The following is a 25,097-nucleotide window of genomic DNA, read 5'->3' as shown; positions in this document are numbered from 1 at the left end:
AGGCCCATGTAGGAGCGGGCTTGCCCCGCGATGAGGACCGATCCTGGATCAATGAATGATCCAGCTCAGCACCCACAACCCCAACACCAACCAGATGATCCCAAGGATGATCGAAGCGCGCATGAAAGCGCGGATCGCCGAGTACAGCAGCAACAGGCCGACGATCAGGGCCAGGATGCTGACCAACGAGGTGTCCATGCCCAATGTGCGCGCCAGACCATCGATAAAGTTGCCGCCGGCATTGGCCAGCAGGTTGAACAGCCCGCTCAATGCGTCGACGATAAAGCGGATCAACGCGCCCAATGCCTGGCCCAGCCAATCGAAAAAACCTTCTACATGCATAATCGCTTCCTGATGATCAATCCAAGGCTTTGGCCATCACCTGGCCAGGTCGGTTCCCGATGCCAAGCTTAGTACGCCCACATAGCCGTGCGGGACGGCTACTGCGCGGCATTGTGGTGGGCTGCCTGCTGGCGATGGGCCTGCTGTGGTTGGCCGATCGTATCTGGCCATTGCCGATGCCCGCCGATGACCTGGCGCGGGTGGTCCTGGCCGAGGATGGCACGCCGCTTTGGCGTTTTGCCGATGCCGATGGCGTCTGGCGTTATCCCATCAGCCCCGATGAGGTGTCGCCGCTGTATTTGCAGGCGCTGCTGACCTACGAAGACCGCTGGTTCTACCGCCACCCCGGGGTCAATCCGCTGGCGCTGGTGCGCGCGGCCTGGCTTAACCTCAGCGGTGGCCGGGTGGTATCCGGGGGCAGCACCTTGTCGATGCAGGTGGCGCGCTTGCTCGACCCGCACGAGCGCACCTTGCTGGGCAAGTCGCGCCAGCTGTGGCGAACATTGCAGCTGGAGTGGCACCTGTCCAAGCGCGAGATCCTCCAGCTGTATCTCAATCGAGCACCGTTTGGCGGCACCCTGCAAGGCGTGGCGGCGGCCAGTTGGGCGTATCTGGGCAAATCCCCCAAACACCTCACGCCAGCGGAGGCGGCCATGCTTGCGGTGTTGCCGCAGGCGCCCAGCCGGTTACGCCCAGACCGCCATCCGCAACGGGCCCAGGCGGCTCGCGACAAAGTCCTGCAGCGCTTGGCCGAGTATCAGGTGTGGCCCGCGCAACAGGTCGATGAGGCGCGCGAGGAGCCCTTGCTGCTGGCGCCGCGCCAGGAACCGGCGCTGGCTCCGCTGCTGGCGCGAAGGCTCAATAGCGCCAACAGCCCACCGCTGATTCGCACCACCGTCGATGCCTCGTTGCAGCGGCGTCTGGAAGATTTGCTGCTGGGCTGGCGCGCCCGGCTGCCCGAACGCACCTCGGCGGCGATCCTGGTGGTCGATTCGCAGACCATGGCGGTGCGCGCCTACCTGGGTTCAATCGACCTCGCCGACGAGCGCCGCTTCGGCCATGTCGATATGGTTCACGCGCTGCGCTCGCCCGGCTCGACGCTCAAGCCGTTCCTTTACGGCATGGCCTTGGATGACGGTCTGATCCATTCCGAATCGCTGTTGCAGGACGTACCGCGGCGCTATGGCGACTACCGCCCGGGCAACTTCTCCATGGGCTTCAGCGGGCCGGTCTCGGCCAGCTCAGCCTTGGCCCTGTCGCTCAACCTGCCGGCGGTGCAATTGCTGGAGGCCTACGGTCCTAAGCGGTTCGCTGCGCAACTGCGCATGGGCGGCATGCCGCAGATACTGCCGCCATTGGCCGAACCGAACCTGTCGCTGATTCTGGGCGGTGCTGGCAGCCGTCTGGAAGACCTGGTCGGCGGCTATGCGGCCCTGGCCCGCGCCGGGAACAGTGCGCGTATTCGGCTGCAACCGCAGGATCCTCTGCTGGAGCGCCGATTGCTCTCACCTGGGGCGGCGTGGATTATCCGGCGTATTCTCAGTGGCCAGGCGCGCCCGGACCGCGACCCGCACGCAGAACTGGTACAGCGCCCGCAGCTGGCCTGGAAGACCGGCACCAGCTACGGCTTTCGTGATGCCTGGGCGGTAGGGGTAGGACCACGATATTTGATCGGGGTGTGGATTGGCCGCCCCGATGGCACTCCGGTGCCTGGCCAGTTCGGCCTGGCCTCGGCGGCGCCCTTGATGCTGCAAGTGCATGACCTGTTGAGCAATCGCGACGCCCAGCGAGGTATCAGTGCGCCAGTCGAGCAGGTGCCAGCGTCGGTGGGCGTTGCCGCGATCTGCTGGCCGTTGGGCCAGCCGATGAATCGGCAAGACCCCAATTGCCGGCGCCAACGCTTTGCCTGGACCCTCGACAACACCACCCCGCCGACCTTGCAGGCGGCTGACCAGCCGTTGGGCTTGAGCCTGCGCGAAACCGTCTGGGTCAATGACCAAGGCTTGCGTGTCGATGCCAGCTGCGCCGGTGCCAAGGCGCAGGACATCGCCCTCTGGCCGGCCCCATTGGAACCTTGGCTGGCCCGGGTCGAGCGGCGTGCAGCGCGTCTGCCGCTAGTCGATCCAGCCTGCCCGCCGCAGGTTCCGGCCAGCGCGCCACCGCTGTCGATCGTCGGCGTTCGCCCCGGTGATAACCTGCGTCGCCCGGCGACCAGCAGCGAGCCTTTGCAGCTGCATGTTTCGGCGTTAGGTGGCGCTGGCCTGCGCTGGTGGTTCGTCAATGGCCAGCCGCTGGGTGAAACCCGCGGGCAGGACAGCATGCTGCTGCGTTTCGAACAGGCCGGGCGCATCGAACTCAGTGCCTTGGACGAGAGCGGCGAGACGGCGCGGGTAGAGTTCCAGGTCAGCGAATGATTCACCGGCGCCAGGCGCGTACAAGGTTCGACGTTTACTGGGCCAGCGCCTAGGCTTTGCACGTGACGGGGCGGCACTTGCGGCCCTTATCCACGGGATCATGGAGTGTCCGAATGCGCCCTCTGGTCGTGTCCCTGCTGATGCTGTCCTGGGCGGGGCTGGCCGGGGCCCAGCCTTTGCCCAGCTTTCTCAACAGCAACGACATCGAGCGACGCCTACCCAGCGCGAATGTGCCGGTCGACGCCTATCGTCCTAACGTGCCGGTAATGCACGTTGCGCCGATAGCTGTCGGTCAGCCACATGCACTGCCCCTGAGCAGCCGGTTCGAGCTGCGCAAGGTCCGCTTCGAGGGCGGTACGGTGTTCCCCTTGAGTGATCTGCGCGAGCATTACCGGCCATTGATCGGTCGCAGGGTCACGTTGGGCGAACTGGTCGAGTTCACCCAGCGCTTGACCCAGCGCTATCAGCAGGATGGCTACCTGCTCTCATACGCCTACCTGCCACCCCAGGACTTTGCCGATGGCCGGGTGCGCGTGGTGCTGGTGGAAGGTTATATCCGTGATTACCAGATAGAGGGCGATATCGGTCCGGCTGCCACCTACCTGGACACCCTGATGGGCAAGCTCAAGGCCGAGCGCCCGCTGACCCGGACCACCTTCGAGCGCTATACCAGCCTGATCAATCGCATCCCGGGAGTGAGCTTTGCCGCGCACTTGGCTGCGCCAGCGAGCGCTGATGGCGCTGCGCGGCTGGTCGCCCAGGCCTCGCGCAAACCGCTCAGCACTTCCGTGCAGGTCGTCGAGGGCAGTCGCGATGATCCACAAGCGCTGATTGCGCTGACCAGCAATGGGCAAACCCGCTTCGCCGAACAGCTCTCGGCCAGCGTACGGGTGCCACCTGGAGAGGATGAGAGTCGTTATGGCCGGCTGGATTATGGCCAGTACCTGGATGGCGAGGGCAGCCGCCTGCTGCTTTCGGCTGCGCGCTACCGCAGCGAGTCCAATACGCGGGTACGCCTGGACAATGGCATCGATCTAACCCAGCAGCGCGAGACTGATCGCTATTCGGTCGGTATCAGCCAAACCCTGGTCGCCTCGCCCAGGCAATGGCTGGACGTGGTTGGACGCTTCTATGTGGTCAAGGACCGGATCGACTACCAGCGGGTTGGCTCTGGGCTGAAGTCAGATAGCCAGACCCACCTGCGTGCGCTGTCCTTCGAGGGCGACTGGCGCCAGGCCGACCCTGGCCGCCTGCGGATTGTCAGCGCCGGCGTGTACCAGGGGTTGGACTATTTCGGGGCGCGGACCAATGCCGACTATGACTTGGACTTTCTCCGTCTGCGCCTGTCTGCGTTGCAGAGTGATCAGTGGTTCGACAACTGGCAAGGCGTGGCTTCGGCGGCGTTGTCCTGGAGCGGTGACAGCCTGCCAGACAGCGAGCGCGTGGTGTTTGGTGGGCAGGGCTTCGGCCGTGGTTACCCCAGTGATCAAGCCTGGGGCGACAAGGGCTGGGGTGTGGCCTATGAGCTGAACTACAGCTTCAAGCGAGAAGGCCATTGGGTGAAGGTGCTGCAACCCTACGTCGTGGTGGACGCCGCCCGCACCTGGTTCAACGAGGTTGATATCCGCGAGGCACGCCTGTCATCGGCAGCGCTCGGCGTGAGGCTGGGTGATGCGCGCTACTACAACGTTGCCCTGGAAGTCGCCAAGCCGCTATCGGACATCGCCCTGGACAGCCTCGATCGGCGGCCGCGGATGACCTTGAGTTTCAGTTGGCAGTTGTGAGTTTCAGAGAAACGCCTGACGCACTCTGTCGAACGTCGTCTGATAGCCCCAACAGATGTTTGTTCTTACCCTTGGAAGCGTTGCCAGCGGGTTGCCCTTGCCGAGGAGATTGGAGTTGAGTTTTCGTTTATTTCGATTAGAGTCAGGTGATATTGGCATGGCAATGGGAAATACAGTCATGAGCATATCCCGCAAATCTGACTTTCCACAGGCTCGAGAGATCGCTGCAGCGGTACAGGGGCAGCGAGCGCTCGCCGCATTTCTCTGCACCAAAGAAGATATGCAGCGAATCGAAATCTACGATGAGAAAAACAAGGCACATGCAGTTGAATTGCCGACGAGCGCTTTGCGCTTGCTGATGGATGTATTGGGTGAACTGGCGCTAGGAAATTCCGTACGTGTGGTGCCGGTTCATGCCGAACTGACTACTCAGGAAGCCGCAGACTTACTGAGTGTTTCACGGCCTCATCTGGTCAAGCTGCTGGAGGAGGGGGCACTGCCTCACCACAAGGCTGGCCGCCATCGAAGAGTGTTTTTTTCCGACCTTATGGCCTACAAGCAACAGCGTGATGACGCCAGACACAAGGCCTTGAATGAGTTGACGAGCCTGTCTGAAGAGCTTGGGTTGGGCTATTGATGGGCACATCGCCTTTCACAGTTATTTACGATGCTTGTGTGCTTTACCCAGCCCCGCTTCGCGATCTGCTGCTGAGGCTGGCTGGAAAAGAGCTTTTCAGAGCGCGATGGTCGCAGCAAATCGACGAAGAGTGGAAGCGTAACCTTCTACGCAACAGGGAGGACCTGAGCAGGGAACAACTCGATCGGGTATCTAGGCTAATGGAGGCCGCGATTCCCGATGCTTTAGTTAAAGGCCATGAACAACTCCTCGACTCGATCGAGCTGCCAGATCCGGATGATGCTCATGTTCTGGCTGCCGCCATCAGAAGCAGCGCGGAAATCATCGTCACGTTTAATTTGAAGGATTTTCCGTCCTCGAAGCTCGATGCGTTCGATGTGCAAGCGCAGCATCCTGATGAGTTCATCATGGATCTTTGGGACCTGGATCAAGCTGCGGTACTCGCTGCGGTAGCTGAAATGCGCCAAGCCCTGGTGCGCTCGCCCTATACCGCTTACGCCCTGATCGAGTGTTTACTCAAGCAGGGGTTGCCCCAAACGGCGGGCATGTTGCGTGGCTACGCCATGCTCATCTGAGCGATGTACGTTACTGGCGAACCACCTGCATCCTCGGTGTGGGAAACAGGTTCTCCAGCGTCTCCAGCAGGCGGGCGTGGAAGATCGGCTTGCGAAACAGATCCAGTACCTGCAAGCGCAGCAGGTCGCTGACATCTTCCAGATCGGCATGCCCGGACATGACGATCACCGGCAGGTGTTGGCGGGAGGTGTGGTCGCGCAGGCGCTTGATCAGGCCGATGCCGCTTTCTTCGGGCATGCGCAGGTCGGTGATGACCAAGGCGACGTCAGGGTAGCGCGTGAGTTGCTGCAGTGCGGCTTTGACTGAGGTGGCGGTGTGGCACTTGAAACCTTCGTTTTCCAATAATTCGGCAAGTTCGAGCAGTGCCTCTTCCTCGTCGTCGACTAGAAGGATCTGTTGACGCAAGGAAGAGGTTGGCATCGTCGGCTCCTGACGGGTAGGTAGCGCAGGGCATGCGTGTGCGGCTTTCGATCAAGGCGTGATGGCGGTCTGGATGGTGCCCATCATGGTTTTGATCTGTGCGGAGATCGGATCGACGAAGGCCGCCAGTGCTACGGCAACCATTGCCGCAATGACTGCGTATTCGATACCGGAGGCTCCGTCCTTGCGTTGCAGGAAGTTCTGGCAGTGGATGAGGATCTTGAGCAGCAACATGGCACATCTCCTTGCGCGGGCGGCGCCGGTTTGTGGGGCGTAATGCGGTGATGCCCCTTTGCTATCACAGAATCGTCAAGCTACGCCGGAGTGCAAATGTAAGAAGGCATTAATTACAAAGTATTAGGTTGGTTCAGCGACGCTAAGCGCCTGTTTTGTCTCAGCGTCAAATTCATGGCTGGAAAAACTTAGTATCGCTCATGGCGATTTAGCCGCTCTGAACTACCGTGTAATAGCGAAATAGTTACTTTTTGCCATCATGGGTTTCAGGTGCGGGAGAGCGGTAATGAGCAGTCGCTTGACCATGATCCTTGCCGGGCTGTTTCTGGTTGCGGCATTGCTTGCAGGGTATTGGGGGTTGGTGCTGAGTCGACCGCCCGCACCCGTCGTTGCGCCGCCGAGTGTCGAGGTGACGGCTCAGCCAGTAACCGCTCCGGCACCGATTCAGGTGGAGGAACCGCGCCGCTCGCCCATCGTCGTGTTGCGCCGCGACGTGGCCGCCAATACCCCTCTGAGCGAAGACGATCTGCTAATCGAGCGCTTGCAGGTGGTGCCTCAGGGCGCTTTCCAGCACATCGAGCAAGTGCTTGGCCGGCGCAGTGAGCGCGCCTTGGCTCAAGGGGCTTGGCTCGACGAACACAGCTTCCAATCAGGTGGCCCGCTGGCGCGGATGATCCGCAGCCACGAGCGGGCGGTGGCTGTGGCAGTCGATGATGTCGTTGGCGCGGCAGGGCAGGTGCGCCCCGGCGACTATGTGGATGTGCTGCTGTTCTTGCGTGAAGAAAACCACAACCCGCAGTCCTCCGCCCAGGTCATCTTGCCTGCGCTGCGGGTATTGAGCGTCGGTGAGCAGACGGGCTTGGCCAATGACGGCCGCCCGGCGCAAACCGCCGAAGAGCAGCAGGGGCGGCGTGACCCGATCGGCACTGGCAATCGCACCGTGGCCTTGGCCGTGCCTGAAGCCTTCGCCAGCCGCCTGATGCTGGCAGCCCAGGCCGGCACCCTGCGCTTGGCCGTGCGTAGCGCCGATGAGCAGCTGCTGGCGGGCTATTGGGCCAATCCACAGGCCAAGCCCCAGGTCGAAACTGCCAGTCGCGATCTGTTTCGCTTTAGCCAATTGTCCCAGGTGCCTATCGCTAACGTCGCACCTGCGGCTGGCAACCCAGGTATGCAGATCATTCGCGGCGCCCAGAGTAACGATTCAGCCAAGACACCCTGACCCAGCAAGGATGCAGCCATGCGTAGTTCCGCGCGGATATTCACCCCGTTGTGCCTCGCCCTGTCGCTGATAACGAGCCTGCCCATGGCACAGGCGGCGGAAAAGGGCTGTGCGGCGTTTGCCGACTTGCCCTCGGTGATCGAGATGGACCAGGGCCTGCAACAAGAGCTGCGCCTGCCGGTGACTATCAGCCGGGTGGCGGTGGGCGAGCCAAAGGTCGCCGATGTCCAGGCGAGTGGCGAGCGTGCGGTGCTGCTCACTGCAGTGGGGCCGGGGAGCACCACCTTGATGCTGTGGACCGCCTGCGCCCCTTCGCCGCATCGGGCGATGCTGTTCGTCAAGGGCAGGGCCAGTGCCGACATGGCCGAAGACGCGCTGCTGCCTTCGCAGGATGAGCAACTGCCGACCCAGGTGCAGGCCGATATCCGTTTCGTCGAGGTGCGCCGGAGCAAATACAAGGAAGCCGGCGCGCGGTTGTTCTTCAAGGGCTCGAACAACAGCCTGATCGGCTCGCCCAATACCGTGCCCAATACCGCTGTCACCCCGGGCAACGTGCCTATCGCGCGTCCTGCCATACCGCTTGATGACAGTGTGTTCAATATCGTCTGGGGCGGCGGCAGCAGCCGCTTCCTGGCTGCGATCAACGCGCTGGAAAACAGCGGCTTTGCCTACACCCTGGCGCGCCCGAGCCTGACCGTGCTCAGCGGCCTTACCGCGAGCTTCCTGGCCGGTGGCGAGATTCCTATCCCGGTGCCCAGTGCTGGCAGTGACAACGTCTCGATCGAGTACAAGGAGTTCGGCGTACGCCTGGCCCTGACCCCGACGGTGATCAGTCGCGACCGCATTACCCTCAAGGTGGCACCGGAAGTCAGCGAGCTGGACTACAACAATGCGGTGACCATCGCCGGTACCCAGGTGCCTGGCTTGAGCGTGCGCCGCACGGATACCAGCATCTCCCTGGCCGACGGCGAGAGCTTCATCATCAGCGGTTTGATCAGCAGCAACACCCGCTCTTCGGTAGACCGTCTGCCCGGGCTGGGCAGCTTGCCGATATTGGGCGCGTTCTTTCGCCAGTCGGCCTTGGTCCGCGATGAGACCGAGCTGCTGATGATTGTTACCCCGCACTTGGTCCAGCCACTGGCTGCCAACGCCCGCCTGCCCGAACTGCCGGGTGAGCACCTGCGCACCTACGACCCCAGCTGGGGCCAGCTGTTCTTCCTGGAAAACGGCAATTTCGATGGCCGCAGTGGGTTATCACGATGAACGAGAGCCTCAACCAGACGTACCTGGCGATCACCCGCAACGAGCAAGACCTCAACTGGTTGCAGGGCGCTTTGGCCCAGCAGGGCCAGGTGATCGGCGCCAGTGGCGGCAGCCTCGACGAGTTGCTGGCGCTGGTCGACGTGACCTTCAGCAACCTGGTGTTCATTGGCTTGGACCGCGAGCAGTTGGTCACTCAGTGCGCCTTGATCGAAGGCGTTTTGGAGGCCAAGCCGATGTTGGCGATCGTCGCCCTCGGCGATGGCATGGACAACCAGTTGGTGCTGCATGCCATGCGTGCTGGCGCTCGCGACTTCGTTGCTTACGGCTCGCGGGCCAGCGAGGTGGCTGGCCTGGTCCGGCGTTTGGGCAAGCGCTTGCCAGCGGTGACCAGCAACCCCAGCCTGGGTGGCCTGACCGTGCTTTACGGCGCCCAGCGCGGTGCCGACGGTGCGCTGCTGACCACTCATCTGGCGCGGGTGGTGCAGGACAGCGGCCAACAGACCCTGCTGCTCGACCTCGGTTTGCCGCGTGGCGACAGTCTGGCCTTGCTGGGCTTGGAAGCGTCGTTCTTCTTCGGCGATGCCTTGCGCCATTTGCGTCGGCTGGACGCCACGTTGATCGACAGCGCGTTCACCCGCGACAAGAGCGGCCTGCGCATTCTGGCCTATGCCGAGGCCGACGACCCGCTGCGCAAGACCAGTGCCGCCGAGCTGTACATGTTGCTCAGCGCGCTGCGCCAGCACTTCCAGCACATTGTCCTCAACCTCACCGGGCAGACCGACAGTGAAGCGTTGCGCACTATCGTCAGCCATTGCGACAAGCTGATTCTCTACACCGATCAGAACATCCTCGATTGCCGGCGCAACCTGCAAGTGCTCGATCAATGGCGCGACCGCGGGATCAAGCTGGAACACGCCAGCTTGCTGGTTGACCGCTACCTCAAGCATGTCGCGCCAGACGCCGAGGCCTTGGCCAAACGTTATGGGTTGCCGTTGCTCAAAGTCATGCCGTACAGCCCTGAGGTGCGTCTGAATGCCAAGAACCAAGGCCTGAGCCTGTTCGAACTGGCCCCGCGCGAAAGTCTGACACAAGCCTTGCAGGGCCTGGGCGAGCGCCTGGCGCAGCGTTCGCAAAGCCTTGAAACGCCCACGCTGACCTGGCTGCGACGCCTGTGGGGGAGCAAATGAGCGGCGACGAACCTTTTGGCGGTCAACGCCATGCTGCGGCTGAGCCGCAAGCGCTCAAGCGCGCCTTGCACCGGCACGTCATCGACAGCATCGAGGACAGCGGGCGCAACTTGCTCGAAGGTGCCCGGCCAGCCCTGACGCAGTTCGTCTTCGAGCAGGTTGGCGACTATGTGGCGCGTATGCGCCTGGCCCTGTCGCGTTACGAAATGGAGCGCATGGCCGAGGAGCTGGTCGACGAACTGACCGGCTATGGCCCACTTGAGGTACTGCTACGCGATCCCAGCGTCACCGAAATTCTGGTCAACGGCCCGCACCGGGTGTTCGTCGAACGCGCCGGTTTGTTGCAGCTGACGGACCTGCGTTTTATCGACGCGCACCATGTCGAGCGGGTCATGCAACGCATCCTGGCGCCCTTGGGGCGGCGCCTGGATGAGTCTTCGCCGATGGTCGATGCGCGCCTGCCCGATGGCAGCCGGGTCAATGCCATCATCCCGCCGGTGGCCTTGGACGGGCCGTGCCTGTCGATCCGAAAATTTCGCCGCGACATGCTCAAGAGTGCCGACCTGCTCGCGACCCGGGCGATCGATCAGGCCATCTTCGACTTTCTTGAACGCGCGGTGGGGCGGCGCTGCAATATTCTGGTCAGTGGCGGCACCGGGACCGGCAAGACCACCTTGCTCAATATCCTCAGTCTGATGATTGCCCCGCAGGAGCGCCTGGTGACCATCGAAGACGTCGCTGAACTGCAGCTCAATCACCCTCATGTGGTACGCCTGGAGACGCGCCCGCCGAACGTCGAGGGGCATGGTGAGATCAAGGCCAGCGAGCTGATTCGCAACGCCTTGCGGATGCGCCCGGATCGCATCCTGCTGGGTGAGATCCGCGGCGCCGAAGTGCTCGATGTGCTCACGGCGATGAACACCGGTCATGATGGCTCGATGAGCACCGTGCATGCCAACACCGCCCAGGACGCCTTGCTGCGCCTGGAAACCCTGGTCGGTCTGAGCGGCCGGCAGATCGCCGAGAAGACCTTGCGCCAGATGATCTGCGCCGCGCTCGATGTGGTGATTCAGCTGACGCGGCTGGCCGATGGCCGTCGCTGCGTCAGCGAAGTGCTGGAAGTGGTGGGGGTGCGCGACGATGTGTACGTGACCAACACGCTGTTTCGTCTCGACCGCCGCGGCGGCACCAGCTTTTTGCGCGAAGCACCGAACCCGGCTGGCGCCAAGTTGCGCAACGACGGTGTGCTGTGACTGGCGCCCTGCTGCTGGCGCTGTCGCCGCTGTTGCTCGGCGTCGCCCTGCTGCTGTTTCGCCTGGCCCTGTACAAGCGCGGCGAGGAGCGCATTCTGCAGCGCCTGGGCCGCGCCTATCGCTCGGTGCGTAGCGGCAAGGCGCGGCGTGAATGGTTCGACCCGCTGCTGCAACGGGCGGGCCTGGATACTGGGGCGTTCAATTCCAGGCCATGGCTGCTGGCGTGGGGCGGATTGGTCATGGCTGGCCTGCTGGCCTCTGGCTGGGCGTTCGGCTTGATGGTGCTGTTGTGTGTGCCTGCGCTGGGCTATCTGTACCTGAGCTGGCGATATCGGCTGCGCGTGCGCCAGATCATCCAGCAACTGCCGGGCCTGTTGGACTACAGCGTGCGTAGCTTGAAGGCTGGGCGGACGTTGAACGATTCGGTGCTGGGCGGAATCGATGGCACTCGCGAACCACTGCGCTCGGCCATGGAGCGGGTGCGGCGCAATGTCCGCCTGGGCGTAGCGCTGGAGGTAGCGGTCAGCGAGCTGGCCGAACTCTATGACCAGGACGAAATGCGCCTGTTCGCCCTTGGTCTGCGGATCAACCAGCAGTATGGCGGCAATGCCAGCGAGTTGATGGAGAACCTGATCAAGCTGATCCGCGAGCGCGAACAAGGCACGCGCCAGCTCAAGGCCTTGACCGGTGAAACCAGGGTCACGGCATGGATTCTCGGGGCGCTGCCGTTGAGCATGGTCGGCTACTTCCTGCTCGGTAACCCCGGCTACTTGCTGGGTATGTGGCGCGACAGCCAGGGGCAGATGCTGCTGTTACTGGCCTTTGCCTTCCAGGCGCTTGGTTGCCTGGTGCTATGGCGCATGATGAGGAGCCTGTGAACATGGCCTGGCTGATCTGCGCGGTGTTCCTGCTGGCTGGATTCGCCTTGCTCGGCATGCAGGCCTTGAAGCAGTTGCGCGGACGTTTGCTGATCGCGCGGCGCTTGCAAGGTCAGCTGGCACGCGAGGAGCGGTTGGGCGACTGGCTGCACTGGCTAGGCAGCAGCAACCTGGGGCGGCGCTTGCAGCGGCTCGATGGCGAAACCCAGGCACTGCTCGATCGTGTGGGTTGGCGGCGCAGTCGCCAGCGAGCGCTGTTTGCCGCTGTCCAGTTGGGGCTGCCGCTACTGGCAGTGGGCCTGACGCTGCTGTTGCAACACGGATTGATGGGCGCCTGGACTGGCCATTGGTTGGTGCTGCCGTTGTGTGCTTTGGGGGTCGGCTATCTACTGCCCAAGCGCCTGCTGGCGCTGGCGGCTGCGCGTCGTCAACAGCGCATCGCCTTGGAAGTGAGCTTGCTGATTCCCTTGTTGCGCATCCTCTTTGAAACCGGCCTGGCCGTCGAGCAAGCCCTGCGGGTGCTCAGTCACGAAGGGCGTACCTTGGTGCCGGAGATCAGCGAAGAGCTGCGCCTGGTCCTGCAACGGGTGGACTCCGGCCTGGCGCTGGCGCCTGAGCTGGAAAAGACTGCGAAACTGCTGGCGGTCGATGAGCTGATCGACACCTGCGTGATCCTGCGCCAGCTACTGGTGCAGGGCAGTGGGGCGATGAAGTCGCTGCAAGCCCTGAAGACCTTGCTCGATGACCGGCGGATGACGCGTTTGCAGGAGCGGGTGTCGAAGATGTCGGCGAAGATGTCGGCGGTGATGATGATATTTCTGTTTCCGGCCCTGCTGATTGTCTTGGCCGGGCCTGGCTTGACCGCGTTGGCGCGAGCCTTGGGATCGTGAGGGGAGGGTGGGGATGAGATCAATATTGATAGCCCTGGGGCTGTTGCTGCTTAGCGGTTGCGCCGGGCACTCGCCGCAGGGCCTGGCGCAGGTGTTCGCTGGCAACACATGCGGTAAGCCCGACGCTGACCAGCAGTTGGCCCTGAACCTGGCGGATGAAATGCTCAACGACGGCCGCCCGCATGCCAGCCTTGCGCATTTGCAGCAGTTGCCAGATGAACTCGACCAGGTGCGCCTGCGCAAAGCCAAGGTCCTGCGCCTGCTCGGGCGTAGCGAGGCCGAGCCGCTGTACCGCAGCCTGCTCGGCGGCTGCCTGGCCTCTGAAGGCGAGCACGGCCTTGGCCAGCTGGCATCGGCCCGCGGAGACGACGCCCAGGCCCTGCGCAATTTGCAGCGGGCTGTGCGCCTGGCGCCGACCGACGAAAAGGTGCGTAACGACTTGGGCGTGGTGCTGATGAACCTTGGCGATCATGAGCAGGCGCGCTTTGAGTTTCTGACGGCGATCGAGCTCAAGGATGACAACCCACTGCCGGCGGTCAACCTGGTGGCCTTGTCGTTGCTGCAGGACAACTGGCAGCAGGCGGCAGATCTGGTGGCCCGCCTGCGGCTCAAGCCTGCGCAGTTTGCCGAGGCCCAGGCGCGCGCCAAGCAGTTGAAGTCGACCGGGCGGGGTGCTCTGCCGGTCAGTTGAAGGAACGGCCAGCGAACCCTGTAGGCGCTGGCTTGGCTGCGATGGGCCGCAAAGCGGCCCCAATCCACGCAACAGGAGGCACTTTCCGATGCTCAGATCCTTAATTCTCCTGGCCTGCATTCCCCTGGCAGCAGTGGCCGAAGAACCGCCACGCCAGCCGCCAGCGCAAACCGCTACCGAAGCCCTGTTGCGCGTGCAATCGAGCAACCAGCAAGCCTCGACCAAGCTCCAGCGGCAAACCGCCAGCGAGCGCGACCAATCGATGTACCGCTGGCTGGAAACCTACAAGTACCCGATCCCCGACCATTTCCGCTGGGTGAAGATCAGCACTGAGAACAACTAGAGCCCCGTTTCAACGCAGTATGGGCGAGTGAGGAAGCAGTTCGTACAGAGCCTAGTGGGTGGTAAAACGCTGGTGCAGGGGTGATGAGCGTGGCGTCAGGGCCAGCGCCAGCTGGGTGCGGTTGTGCATGTGGGTCAGGCGCAGCACCTGCGACACATACAGCTTCACAGTGTTCTCGGTGATGCCCAGCTCACAGGCGATCTGGTAATTGGTCTTGCCCTTGCTGACCAGCTTGGCCACTTCCAGCTGACGTGGCGAGAGTTTCTCGAACACTGCCGGCAGTTCACCCTCTGGCTCTTCGGCATCGGTGGCGCGTCGGTGCACACCTTGGCCGCGGGCCTTTTCCAGATCCTGGTAAAGGTCGTCGATGGAGTCCGCCAGATATTGCAGGCGTTGGTTCAGGCTGCCCAGCTCGCGGAAATTGCGCCGCCGCTCCAGCAGCGCCTGCTCCTGACGACGTACGCCTTCGAGCAGTTCGTTGAGGTCCATCGGCTTTTGATAGTAATCGGCAAACCCCTCGCGCAGGGCACGGATCACATCCTGTTTGTCGGCGCGGCCCGTGAGCATGATCGCTTCGAACATGCGCTGGCGGCCAGCAATCTCTTTCAGCGCCCGGACCAGTTCGATGCCATCGCGCCCGGGCATATGCAAATCGCAAAGCACCAGGCCGATTGCCTCTTCGGCTTGGTAGCGTTCGATCGCTTCGCCAGTCGAGTGGGCGGCAAAGCACACATAGCCTTGGCTTTCGAGAAATTCACATAATTCTTCGACAATTACCGCCTGGTCATCGACAACCAGGATCTTCACCTCACTCACGGTCTTGTTCACGATCAACTCCCTGTTCGATTCGCCCCGCTCCCGTGCCAGACACACTGACGCTTAAGAAAGTAGTCGCACTTTGCGGTTATGTACAAGGGCTGTACAAGTTATCCGACCGCATGGTCACTCATTGGATCCATACCGCGGTCAATAAAAAGCCCACCAGTACATAGGGAGCGAAGGGCTGCTTGTCGCCGACCTGTTCGGCCAGGACTTGTAGGCGTTTCTTGACCTTGGGGTTGAGCAAGGTCCATAGCCGGCGTCGGCTGAGCATCCACAGCAGCACGGCAATGCCGGCACCGATGAAGGTGCCGAGCACGTATTGATGACTGGTCGCCAGCGCCAGCGCGCCCAACAACTTGACGTCGCCCGCGCCAAAGCGCCCAAGCATGTAGCCAGGCAGGGTGAGCAGCATGACGATGGCCAGCGCCCAGCCCGCATCACTGGGCTCGGCGCCGATCCAGCTGTGACCGGTGGCGAATAGCCAGGCCAGGGCGCAAGCGGCAGCACCCAGCGTCAGGGTGTTGGAAATCTGCCGTTCACGGACATCTTGTTCAGTACACAAGGCAAGCCACATCAAGAGAACAATGCTGTGCATTGGCAAATTGCCATCCCTATTCGTTGAACGGTTCTATGCTGTCATTCAGGTTTCATAGTCAGGGTAGACGCGATCATGCAAGTAGGCCTGGCAGGACGGCAAAAAGGCGCAGCAGCCATCGAATTTGTCGCGGTATTCATGGTGTTTTTTGCGGTGTTCTATGGCCTGGTCAGCTATGCGCTGCCGATGCTCATGTTGCAGTCGTTCAACCAGGCCAGCAGTGAGGCGGTGCGCCGCTGCGTGGCGCTCGATCCGGCTACGGCCAACTTTCAGGCGCAGGCGCAGACCCTGGCGCGCCAGGTGGTGGCTCAGCAACTGGCGTGGATGCCCAAGTCGTTGGCCTTCCAGGCCAACGATACCCAGGTCAGCCTGGTCGATGACTTGCTGACCGTGACGATCACCTACCCCAAGCAACGCCTGACCGCCGTGGTCCCGGTGTTGGTGCTGCCGGTAATCGGTGAGGTACCACGCCTGCCTGCGCAGTTGAAGGCCCAAGCGAGTTTGCAACTGTGAGTGGCCTGTTCGATCGTTGGCGCACAGCGCCACTGCCTGTCACCGAAGCTGCGCCGCCGGTGGCCATCGGGCTACAGGTCTGGCTGGACGATCAGGCGCGGGTATTACGTCTGTCCGGCCCTCTGCGCAGCGCACTGGCTTTGCCTAGCCACAGCGGTGCGCGGGTCCATGACTATCTAGAGCGACACAGCTGGCTGGTGCTCGAAGGTGAGCCTGCCGATTGGCAGGGGTTGGCCTTGGACCTGGATTTTCATACCGTGCTTGGCCATGTCTTGCATACCCGCGGCTGGTTGCTACGCCAGGGCGAGGGCTGGATGCTGCAACTGTTCGACATCGGCGATCTGCTGCATGAGCGTGACAGTGGCCGTCACGAGCATGCCGAACATCAGTTGGCGGTTCAGATCGGTGATGCCCTGCGCGAAGCCGGCGAGGCGCATCTGGTGCAGGCAGCGACCGAACAGTTGCAACGGCTAGCCGAGCACTGGCAAGCGGCGTCGTTGCGATTGATGCTGCATGAGGGCGGACAATGGCGCAGTTACGCCAGCAGTGATGACTGGCCTTGGCCCGAGCAGCAGCGGCTGCAGTCCTGGTTGGAGCAGTTACCGCCGCACGCGCTGCTCGACACGCGTGCTTACCCTGATTGGCTGACTCGTAGCGCCGGTGCCACGCTTTGCCTGTTGCCTTACCGGCAGGGCGCGCAGGTGCAGGCCTGGTTGCTCTGCGCTGGCGTCAAGCAAAGGTTGCAGCTGGAGTCGGCAGAGCCGTTGATGCAGGCGCTAGCCCAGCCGTTGGTGAGCCGTTTGCATCAGGCCCAGGCGCAGCGCCTGGCGTGTCATCTGGATCAATTGCAAGGGCAGCTGGGTGCCGGTTGGTGGCAATGGCCACGACAAGAGCCGCTGCAGTTGGACCCGAGTCTAGCCGCCAGCCTTGGCTTGCCGCGCGTGCTGAGCCAGGCGCAATGGCTGGCACTTGTGCACCCCGCTGATCGCGAGCCTGCGCAGCTGGCCCTGGAACAGGCCTGGGCAGGGCGCGAGCTGAACCTCAGCCTGCGCTTGGTGCACGCCGAGGTCCCGCGCTGGGTGCATTGGGCAGGGCAACTGCACGCTGGCCAGTTACGCGGATTTCTACTCGATATCAGTGCGCTCAAGGAGCAAGAGCAGCAGGCCGGCGCTGCACGTGAGCGGCTGGAGAACCTGATCGCCAGCTCTCCGGCGGTGATCTACGTTCAGCGCTGCGTCGAGGGTGCCTTGCTGGGCGAGTTCTACAGCGCCAGCCTTACGCCCCTGCTGGGATGGGCCAACGACAGTGAGCAGGCGCGCCAGCCCGGGCTGGCGGTGCATCCCGATGATCATGGCCTGTGGTTGCAGCGCACCCGCAGTCTGCTACGCGACGGCCAGGTACGCTGTCGCTTGCGTCTGCGTGACAGCCTTGGTGGCTATCACTGGATCCTCGATGAAGCGCGCCTGCTGCGTGACGACCTTGGCCAACCGCGGGAGGTGGTCGGGCTGTGGCTGGACGTCAGTGAGGCGACCGAAGCGGCTGAACGGGTCCGTCAGAGCGAGGAACGCTACCGGGTGCTGGTGGAAGATTCACCGGCGATGATCTGCCGCTACCGTCCGGATTTGAGCCTGGTTTTCGGCAATCGGCCCTTGGCCGATTACCTGCACTGTAGCCCCGAGCAGCTAGTCGGCATGAACTTGGGCCAGTGGATGTCCCAGGGTCAGCGCGATGAATTTCTCCAGCGCTTGCAAGCGCTGACGCCGCAGCAGCCGATGAGCAGCGCGGAAATCTGTTTGCAGTTGCCTGGGCGTGAGCATGCCTGGTGGATCTGGGCCGACCGCGGCCTGTTCGACGAACAGGGCCGGTTACTGGAAGTCCAGGCGGTAGGCCGGGACAACACCGAGGTGCGGCGTAGTCAGCGGCAATTGTTGCAGGGGGCCAAGATGGCCACCTTGGGCGAGTTGGCCACAGGCTTGCTGCACGAAATCAATCAGCCGCTCAACGTCATGCGCATGGCGACGGCCAATGCGCTCAAGCGTTTGCAAAATGGCGATGCAGACCCGGCCTACCTGGAGCAGAAGCTGCAGCGTATCGAGGCACAGATCGAGCGTACGGCGCGGCTGGTGGACCACATGCGGGTATTCGGCCGGCGCTCGGAGGTCGAAGGCACGCGCTTTGCCGCCTGGTCGGCGGTGCAGGGGGCGGTGGCACTGCTCGAGGAGGGGCTGCAAGGCAAGGGCGTGACCCTGCAGGTTGAGCAGCCCAGCGATCAGCCGCAGGTGATGGGCCATGCGGATCAGTTGGAGCAAGTGCTGATCAACCTGATGGTCAACGCCCGTGACGCGCTGCTGGACAAGCGCGGCGGCCAAGGCAAGCTCTGCATTCACCAAACCCTTACAGCCGGGCAGGTATTGCTGTGGGTGCAAGACAACGGCGGTGGTATCGACCCACTGCTACTGGAGCGGATCTTCGAGCCGTTCTTCACCACCAAGGCAGCCGGTGTCGGCACCGGGCTTGGCTTGTCGGTAAGCCATGGCATCGTGGCCGCCATGGGCGGCAGCTTGAGCGTCGACAACCGCAATGGCGGTGCCTGTTTCTGCATCAGCTTGCCGTGTGCCTAGATCAGCAGCTCTGGCCGGCCGCTCTGGCAGCTGAGGTGGGCGTCGATGGTGACTGCGTTGAGATCGATGCCCAGCAGTGCCAGCAGGTTGTTGACCAGCGGATCGAGCAACGAGCCCAGCAGCCCACCGATCAACCCGGTGATGATATTCAGCAAGGCGCTCACCAGCGGTATCTGTGGTGAAAGCTCCAGCCCACCGAGCGTCGCGCCCAGGCTGGCAACGATGTTCTTGGTGTCCATGGTGCGGCTTGCCGGGGGTGACTGGTCGATATTCGGCGGCTTGAGGTAGTCGTAGGTTTCCGCCTGGGAAAACACCGGCGAGTTGGCGCCCAAGCCGACATCGAGGCCCAGCAGCGGCACGCGCAGCAGCACCAACGGGCTGGCGGTTACCGGCTGGTTGGAAAAGAACTTGCTGTTGTCGATGGTGCCGATCATCACCTTGGCGGCAGCGCCGTCGTTCTTCACGCGCAGGCGTTTGCTCGATGCGCTGCTGCAGTCGTAGCCGCGTACATGGCTGCTGGCGCTGGCCACTTCCAAGCCTACGTCCAGGCTGGGGCTGGGCACCAGTTGGATGATGCCCAGGTTCAGTCCGCCCAGCAGCGGGCCGAGATTGACCTGGATGAGAATCCGGGTCTGCGCGGTGCGCACATAGATCTGCCCGGCTGCCATCGGGTTGGCCTGCGCCAGCGAAGGATCGCCCAGGGCGGAGAACTGCGGCGGCTCGATGATTTTCAAGCGCGTGGTGATGTTCGCCAGCCCCAGCACACTGACCGGCAGCGTGGTTTCTACGGCGTGCTTGCTGTTGGCTAGCTGAATGGTGCCCTGGACCAGTTGCAGCACCTGCAAGGTTGCATCCAGGCCTGCATTAGTGCCGCCGTTCTGGATGTTGAGCAGTTCGCCCAAGACGATCCCGCCCGCATCCTTGCCTGCGACGGCCAGATCCACCAGGCCGCTGACATTCACCAGCGGATTGTCCTGCGCGGCCACTTCGGCCATGACTTCGAGTACATCGCCCACTTTCAAGGTTTTGTTCAGCAGATCGGTGTAGTTGCCGGCGGCCACTTTCGCCTCAATGGCGAGCGCGTCGAGAAAACGCAGCAGATTGAGATCAGCGTCGAGCAAGCCCTGCCATTGCGCCACGCCCAGGTTGATCTGTGTCCCCAACAGGGCGCCGAGCAGCTTGTTCAGTTGATCGCTCTTGGCCGTGTTGATGGTCAGCAGGCTGCTGCGAATCGACAGTCGCGCCAAGGCCGGGCCTGTGCGCCCCGCTGTTGCTTGGGCTTGCAGGCGGGTTTTGCTCTGCAGGCCGTTGCCGTCAGCCAGGGCCCAGACACCTGCGGCAATGCTGGTCGCCACCTGGTGCGTAGCGGTGACGCGGATGGCCTGGGTCTGCTGCGGATCAACGGTGAATGCCCGGATACCGTTAGCCGCCGCTTTGACACTGCCGCATTCGACCAAGAGGGTTCTATCCGGAGAATCAGCATGGCCGTTGCGCAGCGCCGCGCGACGGGCCAGGGCATTGGCATCAGCGACCCCGGCGACACAGCTGCCCCCGCCATTGAGCGCTTCCAGGGCGGCCATGTCAGCGATGCGCTGGAGCTTGCGCTGTTCCAGGTAGAGCCGGCCGCTATCGACCACCAGCAGCATGAACAACAGCGCCATACCCAGGGTAATGGCGGCCATCAGGCCAATCGCGCCGCGTTGGCGGACAACGGAACGAACAACCACGGGCACTCCTTTGCCGGCCATGGCCCTACAGCGTGGCGGCGGTCAAAGGAGTGTAGCCAAGATGATGGCAAGTTGCCTTGATTGCGCTTCAGTGCGGTGGGTACTGGCTCAGCACCTGGGCGACGGTTTTCTGGATGGCCGCATTACGCTCCTGTGGGCTGGGCGGGTAGTTGTTCATGATCTGCTCGGCACTGCCGCGCCAGACCAGTTTGCCGTCGCGGCTATCGAACATGTCGACCTGGATGGTGGCCACCTTGTAGTCGACGCTGCGGGTTTCGTTGTACATCGGCCCACCCCAGTAGCCGCCCCAGTAACCTCCCCAGCCGCCGCCGTAGTTGGTGGTGATCTGCTGCTGGCGCTGCTCGACGATCAGGTAGGCGCGCACGTTGACGTCGGCCTGGGCATTGCCTTGTACCGGGCGTAGGCCGCGCTGGTCGAGTTGGCCGGCCACGGCTTGGCGAATGCGTTGCTCGGTGAGGTCGCTCTTGATCCGCGGGTCGTCCGGGCGGTACTGCAATCCAGGTTCCTGCCAGGTCCAGCTGCGATAACCGGCGAAATCGCGACTGGCGTCGAAATCCTGCTGAACGTTGTTGCTTGAGCAGGCGGCAAGCAGCAGCGCGAATGACAGCACAACGAGACGGCGCAACATGATGGTTCTCCGTTAAGCGTTAACTGGGAGGATAGCCGCTGAGGGCCTTGTGCACCGACTCGCGCAGGGCGCTCTCGCGATCGCGGGGTGAGTCCTTGTCGCTGCCGCTTTCGGCACTGGCACTCCACACCGGTTGGCCGTTGCGCGCATCGAACAGGTCGATACGCACGACCATCACCTCGACTTCATAGGTGCGCACGATCGGCACGCTGCCATAGGCGCCGTAACCATTGCGGTAGCCGCCGTAACCGACGCTGCCGTAGGGGTAGGGGCCATAGTAGGGGTCGTAGTCATAATCGCGCACTTGGCGCAGGCGTCGCTCCAGGCGCAGGTCAGCGCTTACCAGCAGGTCTGCGCCGTTATCGCGCGCAGGGCGAAGCCCGTGCTGGTCGAGCGCGCCGCTTATCGCGTCGGCCAACTGCGCCGGATCGGCATTGGCGCTGCCGCTGGGCAACTGGCCGTTGCGCCAGCTCCAGCTGCGATAGCGGCCGTAGTCGCGAGGCGGCGCTGGGTAAGCGCTGCTATCGAAGGTGCTGGCTGCCTGGGCCGGTGCAGGCGGGATCGGGCGGCCGCTGGCGACATAAGGGTTGCTGCCCTGGCAGCCAGCCAGGGCAAGGGGAAGCAGGGCCAGGCACAGCAGACGATACGGCATGTAGTCCTCCCGGCGGGCAGGGTCAGCGTGGTCGGCAGATCCAGTGCAGGTAGCGGCCCAGCCCGGCGAAGCTTGGATGACGGCGGTGGGCCAGTTCCATTTCCAACAGGTCGAGCAGCTCGGCCTTGGCCTGGAATTCCTTGGGCATGTAGTCGTGGAACACCCTGACCCCACTTTCGCTTTCGACCGTCCACATGGGTTCAAGTTGCGCCTTGAGTTCACGCGGATCAAGCGGTTTTTGCGGGGTCAGGCTCTGCTTCTCACCCGCCAGGTGATTGCTGCGCAACTTGCGGAAATGGCCTTTGAGCAGATTGCGATACACCAGCGCATCGCGGTTGTAGAACGCCAGTGACAGCCAGCCGCTTGGCGCGGTCAACTGATGCAGGACCGGCAGGATGCTCTCGGGCTCGGCGAGCCACTCCAGTACGGCGTGGCACAGCACTAGGTCATAGGGCTCGGTCAGTTGGCCGAGCAAATCCTGCCAGGGCGCTTGAATGAAGGTCGCTTGCTGGCCGGCTTCGGCAAAACGCGCTCGGGCACCGTCGAGCATGGGTGCGGCCGGCTCGGCGAGGGTCAGCTGATGGCCGCGCTGGGCCAGCCACAGGGCCATGTGACCGAGGCCCGCGCCGATATCGAGAATGCGCAGCGGACGATCCGGCAAGGCTTCAGCGAGGTCTGCCTGGAGCACCGCCAGGCGAATCGCGCCTTTGGCGCCGCCGTAGATTTTCTCGGCGAAGCGGGTCGCCAGTTGATCGAAGTGACGGTCGTTCATACGGCGAAGCGCCTTTCGCTGTCGGCCAGCTTGGCGCGTACCACCTGCTCCATGTCCAGCCCCAGCTCACTGCACAGCAGCAACAGGTAAAGGACGATGTCGCCGACCTCCTGGCCGGCATGGGCGAGTTGTTCCGGCGGCAGCTGGCGCGACTGGTCCTCGCTCAGCCATTGGAAGATTTCCACCAGCTCGGCCATTTCCACGCTGGCCGCCATGGCCAGGTTCTTCGGGCTGTGAAAACCGCGCCAGTCGTTATTGTCGCGGATCTGGTGCAGGCGTTCTGTCAGTTCTTGCAAGTTCATCGGGGCTCTCCTCATGGCGCATAGCTTCGGACGAGCCCCGGCGTAAAGCAAGTGAACTACATGTGCGGCTACGCTCAGAGCGAACGCCAGTGGCCGACCATGTGCAGCAACTCGCCATGCCCGTCCAGGCGCAGCTCGCCTTCAGGTCCGGCAGGGCTGGCGCTGAGGATCACTTCCGACGGTAAGCGCACCGGTTTGCGGAAGTCGACGGCGAACTCAAACCCTGCACGCGGCAGATGCCCACCCAAGGCGGCCAGGCTCATGGCCTTGCTCCACATGCCATGGGCAATCGCCTTGGGAAAACCAAACAGCCGTGCGCTGGGTGCGCTGAGGTGAATCGGGTTGTAGTCGCCACAGACCTTGGCGTAGCGCCGGCCAATGTCGCTGTCGGCATACCAGCGGGTGGCTTCGGCCAAGTTGCCGGGCTCGACCTCGACGTCTTCGCTGGCCCCGCCGTCCAGCTTCAAACCTCGCACCAGCATGCGGCTGGTCTCGCGCCAGAGCAGGCCGAGGCCGTCTTCCGCTTCGGTGATCAGGTCGAAGGTGCCGCCTTTGCCATGCGCTTGCAGGTTGTCGGCATATACCGCAAAGCGCAGCCCATCGATGCCGCCCAGCGGGCGCAAGACCTGAATGCTGTTGTGCAGGTGAACCAGGCCGAGGAGCGGGAAGGGGAAGTCACGGCCGGTGAGCAACTGCAGTTGCAGGGTGAATGCCATGACATGGGGATAAGTGCCGGGCAGGCGGCCGTCGTCGGCGAAATGACAAAGCCGTCGATACGCCGCCACATGCTCGGGATTGACGCGCAGGAAGCAGCGCAGGCCTTGCTCGGGGAGGCTGGCGCCGCTGATCTTGCGCTTGCTGGCGGCGCGCAGGTAGAGGCTGGCGCTTGAGTCGGGGCTGTGCAGGTCGTGCCATTGGCGTGTCATGGTCAGGCTCCCATCAAGGCCTGGCCACACACCCGCAGGACCTGGCCATTGACGGCACCGGAGCCGGGTTGGCTAAGCCAGGCGATCGCCTCGGCGACATCCTGTGGGCGACCTCCCTGGCCCAGCGAGCTCAGACGCCTGCCAGCCTCGCGCAAGCCCATGGGCATGGCGGCGGTCATGTGCGTCTCGATAAAACCTGGGGCCACGGCGTTGATGCTGGCGCCGCGCTCAGCCAGCTTTGGCGCCCAGGCCTGGGCGAAGCCGATCAGGCCGGCCTTGCTCGCCGCATAGTTGGCCTGGCCACGATTGCCGGCGATGCCGCTGACCGAAGCCAGCAGGGTGATGCGAGCCTGCTCGCCCAGAGTACCTGCGTCAAACAGTGCCTGAGTCAGAACCTGCGGCGCCTTGAGATTGACTGCCATGACTGCGTCCCAATATTCGGGCGTCATGTTGGCCAGGGTTTTGTCGCGAGTGATGCCGGCGTTGTGCACAACGATGTCGATGCCGTCGGGCAGGGCTTTGATCAATTGTGCAGCAGCATCATTGGCGCAGATATCCAGCGCCAGTGCCCGGCCGCCCAAGCGGGCGGCGAGCCCATCAAGGTCCTTCTGCGCCTGGGGAACGTCGAGCAGCACCACATCGGCGCCATCTCGGGCCAGGGTTTCGGCGATAGAGGCGCCGATGCCGCGAGCGGCACCGGTCACCAGCGCCCGCCGTCCCGCCAGCGGTCGGGTCCAGTCCTGGACCTGGCTGGCGCAGGCTTCCAAACGCAGCACCTGGCCGGAAACAAACGCGCTTTTAGGCGAAAGGAAGAAACGCAGGGCGCCTTCGAGTTGATCCTCAGCCTGCGGGCTGACATACAGCAGCTGCGCGGTAGCGCCGTTGCGCAGCTCTTTGCCCAATGAGCGGCTGAAACCTTCCAACGCGCGTTGGGCGACGCTGGCCAGCGGGTCTTCGATGCGCTCGGGTGCGCGACCAAGAATCACCACGTGGGCGCAGGGGGCCAGACTGCGCAGCAGCGGCTGGAAAAATTCTCGCAACTGGCTGAGCTGGTCGCTGTCGGACAAGTGACTGGCATCGAACACCACCGCCTTGAGCTTCGGTCCAAGCCCTGCGACCCAGGCCGGTGCTTGCAAGTCGTTGCCGGCAAAGCTGTAGAGCTCATCGGTCAGGCGCGGGGCAATGGCTTCGAGCTGGTTCGCCAAAGGCCCGCCGCCCAGCACCAGGGCGCCCTCTACCGGGCGCAGCCGGCCTGCCTGCCAGCGCTCCAGCGGTGCCGGGTGCGGCAAGCCCAGAGCGTCGACCAGGCGGCGGCCGAGGTTGGAGTTGGCAAAGCCGAGATAGCGATCACTCATGTGCGGGTCTCCCTGAAGGCAAGCATGCAAGT

General features: G+C 63.2%; 26 protein-coding genes. 14 read left to right on the top strand and 12 right to left on the bottom strand.

Annotated elements, in window-relative coordinates:
* Window positions 1–48: 48 nt before the first annotated feature.
* Window positions 49–342: a hypothetical protein gene (locus tag ACF8K2_RS01020; protein WP_186555523.1), complete on the bottom strand. Its 294-nt coding sequence runs from the start codon at window positions 340–342 to the stop codon at window positions 49–51.
* A gap of 59 nt (window positions 343–401) precedes the next feature.
* Here ACF8K2_RS01020 and pbpC point away from each other — a divergent pair, with 59 nt between their 5' ends.
* The 4 genes from pbpC to ACF8K2_RS01000 all read left to right on the top strand — a co-directional run bounded on the left by pbpC (window position 402) and on the right by ACF8K2_RS01000 (window position 5,752).
* A complete protein-coding gene (gene pbpC, locus ACF8K2_RS01015; RefSeq protein WP_392463089.1) occupies window positions 402–2,756 on the top strand; it encodes a peptidoglycan glycosyltransferase PbpC in 2,355 nt (784 codons plus the stop codon).
* A 113-nt stretch (window positions 2,757–2,869) separates the two neighbouring features.
* Complete coding sequence (locus ACF8K2_RS01010; protein ID WP_392463087.1) at window positions 2,870–4,540, top strand: ShlB/FhaC/HecB family hemolysin secretion/activation protein; 1,671 nt, start codon at window positions 2,870–2,872, stop codon at window positions 4,538–4,540.
* A 163-nt stretch (window positions 4,541–4,703) separates the two neighbouring features.
* Window positions 4,704–5,177, top strand: coding sequence for a helix-turn-helix domain-containing protein (locus tag ACF8K2_RS01005; protein ID WP_392463092.1), 474 nt, complete (start codon window positions 4,704–4,706; stop codon window positions 5,175–5,177).
* Entirely contained in the window at window positions 5,177–5,752 is a 576-nt protein-coding gene (locus ACF8K2_RS01000; RefSeq protein WP_392463085.1) for a PIN domain-containing protein, read from the top strand. Before ACF8K2_RS01005 ends, ACF8K2_RS01000 begins: the two co-directional genes overlap by 1 nt.
* A 10-nt stretch (window positions 5,753–5,762) precedes the next feature.
* On the opposite strand, the gene ACF8K2_RS00995 is transcribed toward ACF8K2_RS01000, so the two are convergent.
* Window positions 5,763–6,173 carry a response regulator gene (locus ACF8K2_RS00995; protein ID WP_186555520.1) on the bottom strand — a complete coding sequence of 137 codons (411 nt, stop codon included), beginning with the start codon at window positions 6,171–6,173 and terminating at the stop codon, window positions 5,763–5,765.
* Window positions 6,174–6,224: 51 nt separating this feature from the next.
* Window positions 6,225–6,407: a Flp family type IVb pilin gene (locus tag ACF8K2_RS00990; protein WP_186555519.1), complete on the bottom strand. Its 183-nt coding sequence runs from the start codon at window positions 6,405–6,407 to the stop codon at window positions 6,225–6,227.
* Between the two features lie 286 nt (window positions 6,408–6,693).
* Between ACF8K2_RS00990 and cpaB the strand changes: the two genes are divergently transcribed.
* From cpaB to ACF8K2_RS00950, 8 genes are all read left to right on the top strand, one after another.
* Window positions 6,694–7,626: a Flp pilus assembly protein CpaB gene (cpaB, locus tag ACF8K2_RS00985; protein WP_392463082.1), complete on the top strand. Its 933-nt coding sequence runs from the start codon at window positions 6,694–6,696 to the stop codon at window positions 7,624–7,626.
* An 18-nt stretch (window positions 7,627–7,644) separates the two neighbouring features.
* The gene (locus tag ACF8K2_RS00980) at window positions 7,645–8,889 is read left to right on the top strand and encodes a type II and III secretion system protein family protein (RefSeq protein ID WP_186555517.1); all 1,245 of its coding nucleotides are present in this window, start codon (window positions 7,645–7,647) and stop codon (window positions 8,887–8,889) included.
* The gene (locus ACF8K2_RS00975) at window positions 8,886–10,076 is read left to right on the top strand and encodes a pilus assembly protein (protein ID WP_392463079.1); all 1,191 of its coding nucleotides are present in this window, start codon (window positions 8,886–8,888) and stop codon (window positions 10,074–10,076) included. The genes ACF8K2_RS00980 and ACF8K2_RS00975 overlap by 4 nt, the downstream gene beginning before the upstream one ends.
* On the top strand, window positions 10,073–11,329 hold the full coding sequence (locus ACF8K2_RS00970) for a CpaF family protein (RefSeq protein WP_186555515.1): 1,257 nt from the start codon (window positions 10,073–10,075) through the stop codon (window positions 11,327–11,329). Before ACF8K2_RS00975 ends, ACF8K2_RS00970 begins: the two co-directional genes overlap by 4 nt.
* Window positions 11,326–12,207, top strand: coding sequence for a type II secretion system F family protein (locus ACF8K2_RS00965; protein ID WP_392463077.1), 882 nt, complete (start codon window positions 11,326–11,328; stop codon window positions 12,205–12,207). The genes ACF8K2_RS00970 and ACF8K2_RS00965 overlap by 4 nt, the downstream gene beginning before the upstream one ends.
* Window positions 12,208–12,209: 2 nt before the next feature.
* Window positions 12,210–13,097 carry a type II secretion system F family protein gene (locus ACF8K2_RS00960; RefSeq protein WP_312152763.1) on the top strand — a complete coding sequence of 296 codons (888 nt, stop codon included), beginning with the start codon at window positions 12,210–12,212 and terminating at the stop codon, window positions 13,095–13,097.
* Between the two features lie 13 nt (window positions 13,098–13,110).
* Window positions 13,111–13,788 (top strand): tetratricopeptide repeat protein, encoded by a 678-nt coding sequence (locus ACF8K2_RS00955; protein ID WP_392463075.1) that lies wholly within the window; start codon window positions 13,111–13,113, stop codon window positions 13,786–13,788.
* Between the two features lie 88 nt (window positions 13,789–13,876).
* The gene (locus tag ACF8K2_RS00950; protein ID WP_186555511.1) at window positions 13,877–14,131 is read left to right on the top strand and encodes a DUF3613 domain-containing protein; all 255 of its coding nucleotides are present in this window, start codon (window positions 13,877–13,879) and stop codon (window positions 14,129–14,131) included.
* Between the two features lie 51 nt (window positions 14,132–14,182).
* Here ACF8K2_RS00950 and ACF8K2_RS00945 read toward each other — a convergent pair whose 3' ends face one another.
* Window positions 14,183–14,965 (bottom strand): response regulator transcription factor, encoded by a 783-nt coding sequence (locus tag ACF8K2_RS00945; RefSeq protein WP_392463073.1) that lies wholly within the window; start codon window positions 14,963–14,965, stop codon window positions 14,183–14,185.
* Window positions 14,966–15,077: 112 nt separating this feature from the next.
* Window positions 15,078–15,548, bottom strand: coding sequence for a prepilin peptidase (locus ACF8K2_RS00940; protein ID WP_186555509.1), 471 nt, complete (start codon window positions 15,546–15,548; stop codon window positions 15,078–15,080).
* Window positions 15,549–15,623: 75 nt separating this feature from the next.
* Here ACF8K2_RS00940 and ACF8K2_RS00935 point away from each other — a divergent pair, with 75 nt between their 5' ends.
* Both ACF8K2_RS00935 and ACF8K2_RS00930 read left to right on the top strand, forming a co-directional pair.
* Window positions 15,624–16,061: a TadE/TadG family type IV pilus assembly protein gene (locus tag ACF8K2_RS00935; protein ID WP_392463071.1), complete on the top strand. Its 438-nt coding sequence runs from the start codon at window positions 15,624–15,626 to the stop codon at window positions 16,059–16,061.
* The gene (locus ACF8K2_RS00930; protein WP_392463069.1) at window positions 16,058–18,682 is read left to right on the top strand and encodes an ATP-binding protein; all 2,625 of its coding nucleotides are present in this window, start codon (window positions 16,058–16,060) and stop codon (window positions 18,680–18,682) included. The genes ACF8K2_RS00935 and ACF8K2_RS00930 overlap by 4 nt, the downstream gene beginning before the upstream one ends.
* Here the strand turns inward: ACF8K2_RS00930 and ACF8K2_RS00925 are convergent.
* The 7 genes from ACF8K2_RS00925 to ACF8K2_RS00895 form a co-directional block, all read right to left on the bottom strand.
* Window positions 18,679–20,409 (bottom strand): pilus assembly protein TadG-related protein, encoded by a 1,731-nt coding sequence (locus ACF8K2_RS00925; protein WP_392463067.1) that lies wholly within the window; start codon window positions 20,407–20,409, stop codon window positions 18,679–18,681. The two genes, ACF8K2_RS00930 and ACF8K2_RS00925, sit on opposite strands and share 4 nt — an antisense overlap.
* Before the next feature lie 88 nt (window positions 20,410–20,497).
* On the bottom strand, window positions 20,498–21,058 hold the full coding sequence (locus tag ACF8K2_RS00920) for a DUF4136 domain-containing protein (protein ID WP_186555506.1): 561 nt from the start codon (window positions 21,056–21,058) through the stop codon (window positions 20,498–20,500).
* Between the two features lie 19 nt (window positions 21,059–21,077).
* The gene (locus ACF8K2_RS00915) at window positions 21,078–21,710 is read right to left on the bottom strand and encodes a DUF4136 domain-containing protein (RefSeq protein ID WP_392463065.1); all 633 of its coding nucleotides are present in this window, start codon (window positions 21,708–21,710) and stop codon (window positions 21,078–21,080) included.
* A gap of 22 nt (window positions 21,711–21,732) precedes the next feature.
* Complete coding sequence (locus ACF8K2_RS00910; protein ID WP_186555504.1) at window positions 21,733–22,482, bottom strand: methyltransferase domain-containing protein; 750 nt, start codon at window positions 22,480–22,482, stop codon at window positions 21,733–21,735.
* Window positions 22,479–22,784 carry a MazG-like family protein gene (locus tag ACF8K2_RS00905; protein ID WP_186555503.1) on the bottom strand — a complete coding sequence of 102 codons (306 nt, stop codon included), beginning with the start codon at window positions 22,782–22,784 and terminating at the stop codon, window positions 22,479–22,481. The genes ACF8K2_RS00910 and ACF8K2_RS00905 overlap by 4 nt, the downstream gene beginning before the upstream one ends.
* Window positions 22,785–22,858: 74 nt before the next feature.
* Window positions 22,859–23,710, bottom strand: a complete 852-nt coding sequence (locus ACF8K2_RS00900; protein ID WP_392463063.1) for a MaoC family dehydratase — start codon at window positions 23,708–23,710, stop codon at window positions 22,859–22,861.
* Window positions 23,711–23,712: 2 nt separating this feature from the next.
* Entirely contained in the window at window positions 23,713–25,065 is a 1,353-nt protein-coding gene (locus ACF8K2_RS00895; RefSeq protein ID WP_392463061.1) for a 3-oxoacyl-ACP reductase, read from the bottom strand.
* Window positions 25,066–25,097 lie beyond the last annotated feature (32 nt).

The sequence above is a fragment of the Pseudomonas sp. xss_2 genome, assembly GCF_043104195.1.
In the GTDB taxonomy this organism is placed as follows: Bacteria; Pseudomonadota; Gammaproteobacteria; order Pseudomonadales; family Pseudomonadaceae; genus Aquipseudomonas; species Aquipseudomonas urmiensis.
Note: the sequence above shows the minus strand (reverse complement) of the source record. Positions and strands in the feature narration are given on the sequence as shown.

Coding starts and splice junctions, on each gene's coding strand:
- ACF8K2_RS01020 (WP_186555523.1), bottom strand. CDS start 342: ATGCATGTAGAAGGTTTTTTCGATTGGCTGGGCCAGGCATTGGGCGCG.
- pbpC (WP_392463089.1), top strand. CDS start 402: ATGCCAAGCTTAGTACGCCCACATAGCCGTGCGGGACGGCTACTGCGC.
- ACF8K2_RS01010 (WP_392463087.1), top strand. CDS start 2,870: ATGCGCCCTCTGGTCGTGTCCCTGCTGATGCTGTCCTGGGCGGGGCTG.
- ACF8K2_RS01005 (WP_392463092.1), top strand. CDS start 4,704: ATGGGAAATACAGTCATGAGCATATCCCGCAAATCTGACTTTCCACAG.
- ACF8K2_RS01000 (WP_392463085.1), top strand. CDS start 5,177: ATGGGCACATCGCCTTTCACAGTTATTTACGATGCTTGTGTGCTTTAC.
- ACF8K2_RS00995 (WP_186555520.1), bottom strand. CDS start 6,173: ATGCCAACCTCTTCCTTGCGTCAACAGATCCTTCTAGTCGACGACGAG.
- ACF8K2_RS00990 (WP_186555519.1), bottom strand. CDS start 6,407: ATGTTGCTGCTCAAGATCCTCATCCACTGCCAGAACTTCCTGCAACGC.
- cpaB (WP_392463082.1), top strand. CDS start 6,694: ATGAGCAGTCGCTTGACCATGATCCTTGCCGGGCTGTTTCTGGTTGCG.
- ACF8K2_RS00980 (WP_186555517.1), top strand. CDS start 7,645: ATGCGTAGTTCCGCGCGGATATTCACCCCGTTGTGCCTCGCCCTGTCG.
- ACF8K2_RS00975 (WP_392463079.1), top strand. CDS start 8,886: ATGAACGAGAGCCTCAACCAGACGTACCTGGCGATCACCCGCAACGAG.
- ACF8K2_RS00970 (WP_186555515.1), top strand. CDS start 10,073: ATGAGCGGCGACGAACCTTTTGGCGGTCAACGCCATGCTGCGGCTGAG.
- ACF8K2_RS00960 (WP_312152763.1), top strand. CDS start 12,210: ATGGCCTGGCTGATCTGCGCGGTGTTCCTGCTGGCTGGATTCGCCTTG.
- ACF8K2_RS00955 (WP_392463075.1), top strand. CDS start 13,111: ATGAGATCAATATTGATAGCCCTGGGGCTGTTGCTGCTTAGCGGTTGC.
- ACF8K2_RS00950 (WP_186555511.1), top strand. CDS start 13,877: ATGCTCAGATCCTTAATTCTCCTGGCCTGCATTCCCCTGGCAGCAGTG.
- ACF8K2_RS00940 (WP_186555509.1), bottom strand. CDS start 15,548: ATGCACAGCATTGTTCTCTTGATGTGGCTTGCCTTGTGTACTGAACAA.
- ACF8K2_RS00935 (WP_392463071.1), top strand. CDS start 15,624: ATGCAAGTAGGCCTGGCAGGACGGCAAAAAGGCGCAGCAGCCATCGAA.
- ACF8K2_RS00920 (WP_186555506.1), bottom strand. CDS start 21,058: ATGTTGCGCCGTCTCGTTGTGCTGTCATTCGCGCTGCTGCTTGCCGCC.
- ACF8K2_RS00915 (WP_392463065.1), bottom strand. CDS start 21,710: ATGCCGTATCGTCTGCTGTGCCTGGCCCTGCTTCCCCTTGCCCTGGCT.
- ACF8K2_RS00910 (WP_186555504.1), bottom strand. CDS start 22,482: ATGAACGACCGTCACTTCGATCAACTGGCGACCCGCTTCGCCGAGAAA.
- ACF8K2_RS00905 (WP_186555503.1), bottom strand. CDS start 22,784: ATGAACTTGCAAGAACTGACAGAACGCCTGCACCAGATCCGCGACAAT.
- ACF8K2_RS00900 (WP_392463063.1), bottom strand. CDS start 23,710: ATGACACGCCAATGGCACGACCTGCACAGCCCCGACTCAAGCGCCAGC.
- ACF8K2_RS00895 (WP_392463061.1), bottom strand. CDS start 25,065: ATGAGTGATCGCTATCTCGGCTTTGCCAACTCCAACCTCGGCCGCCGC.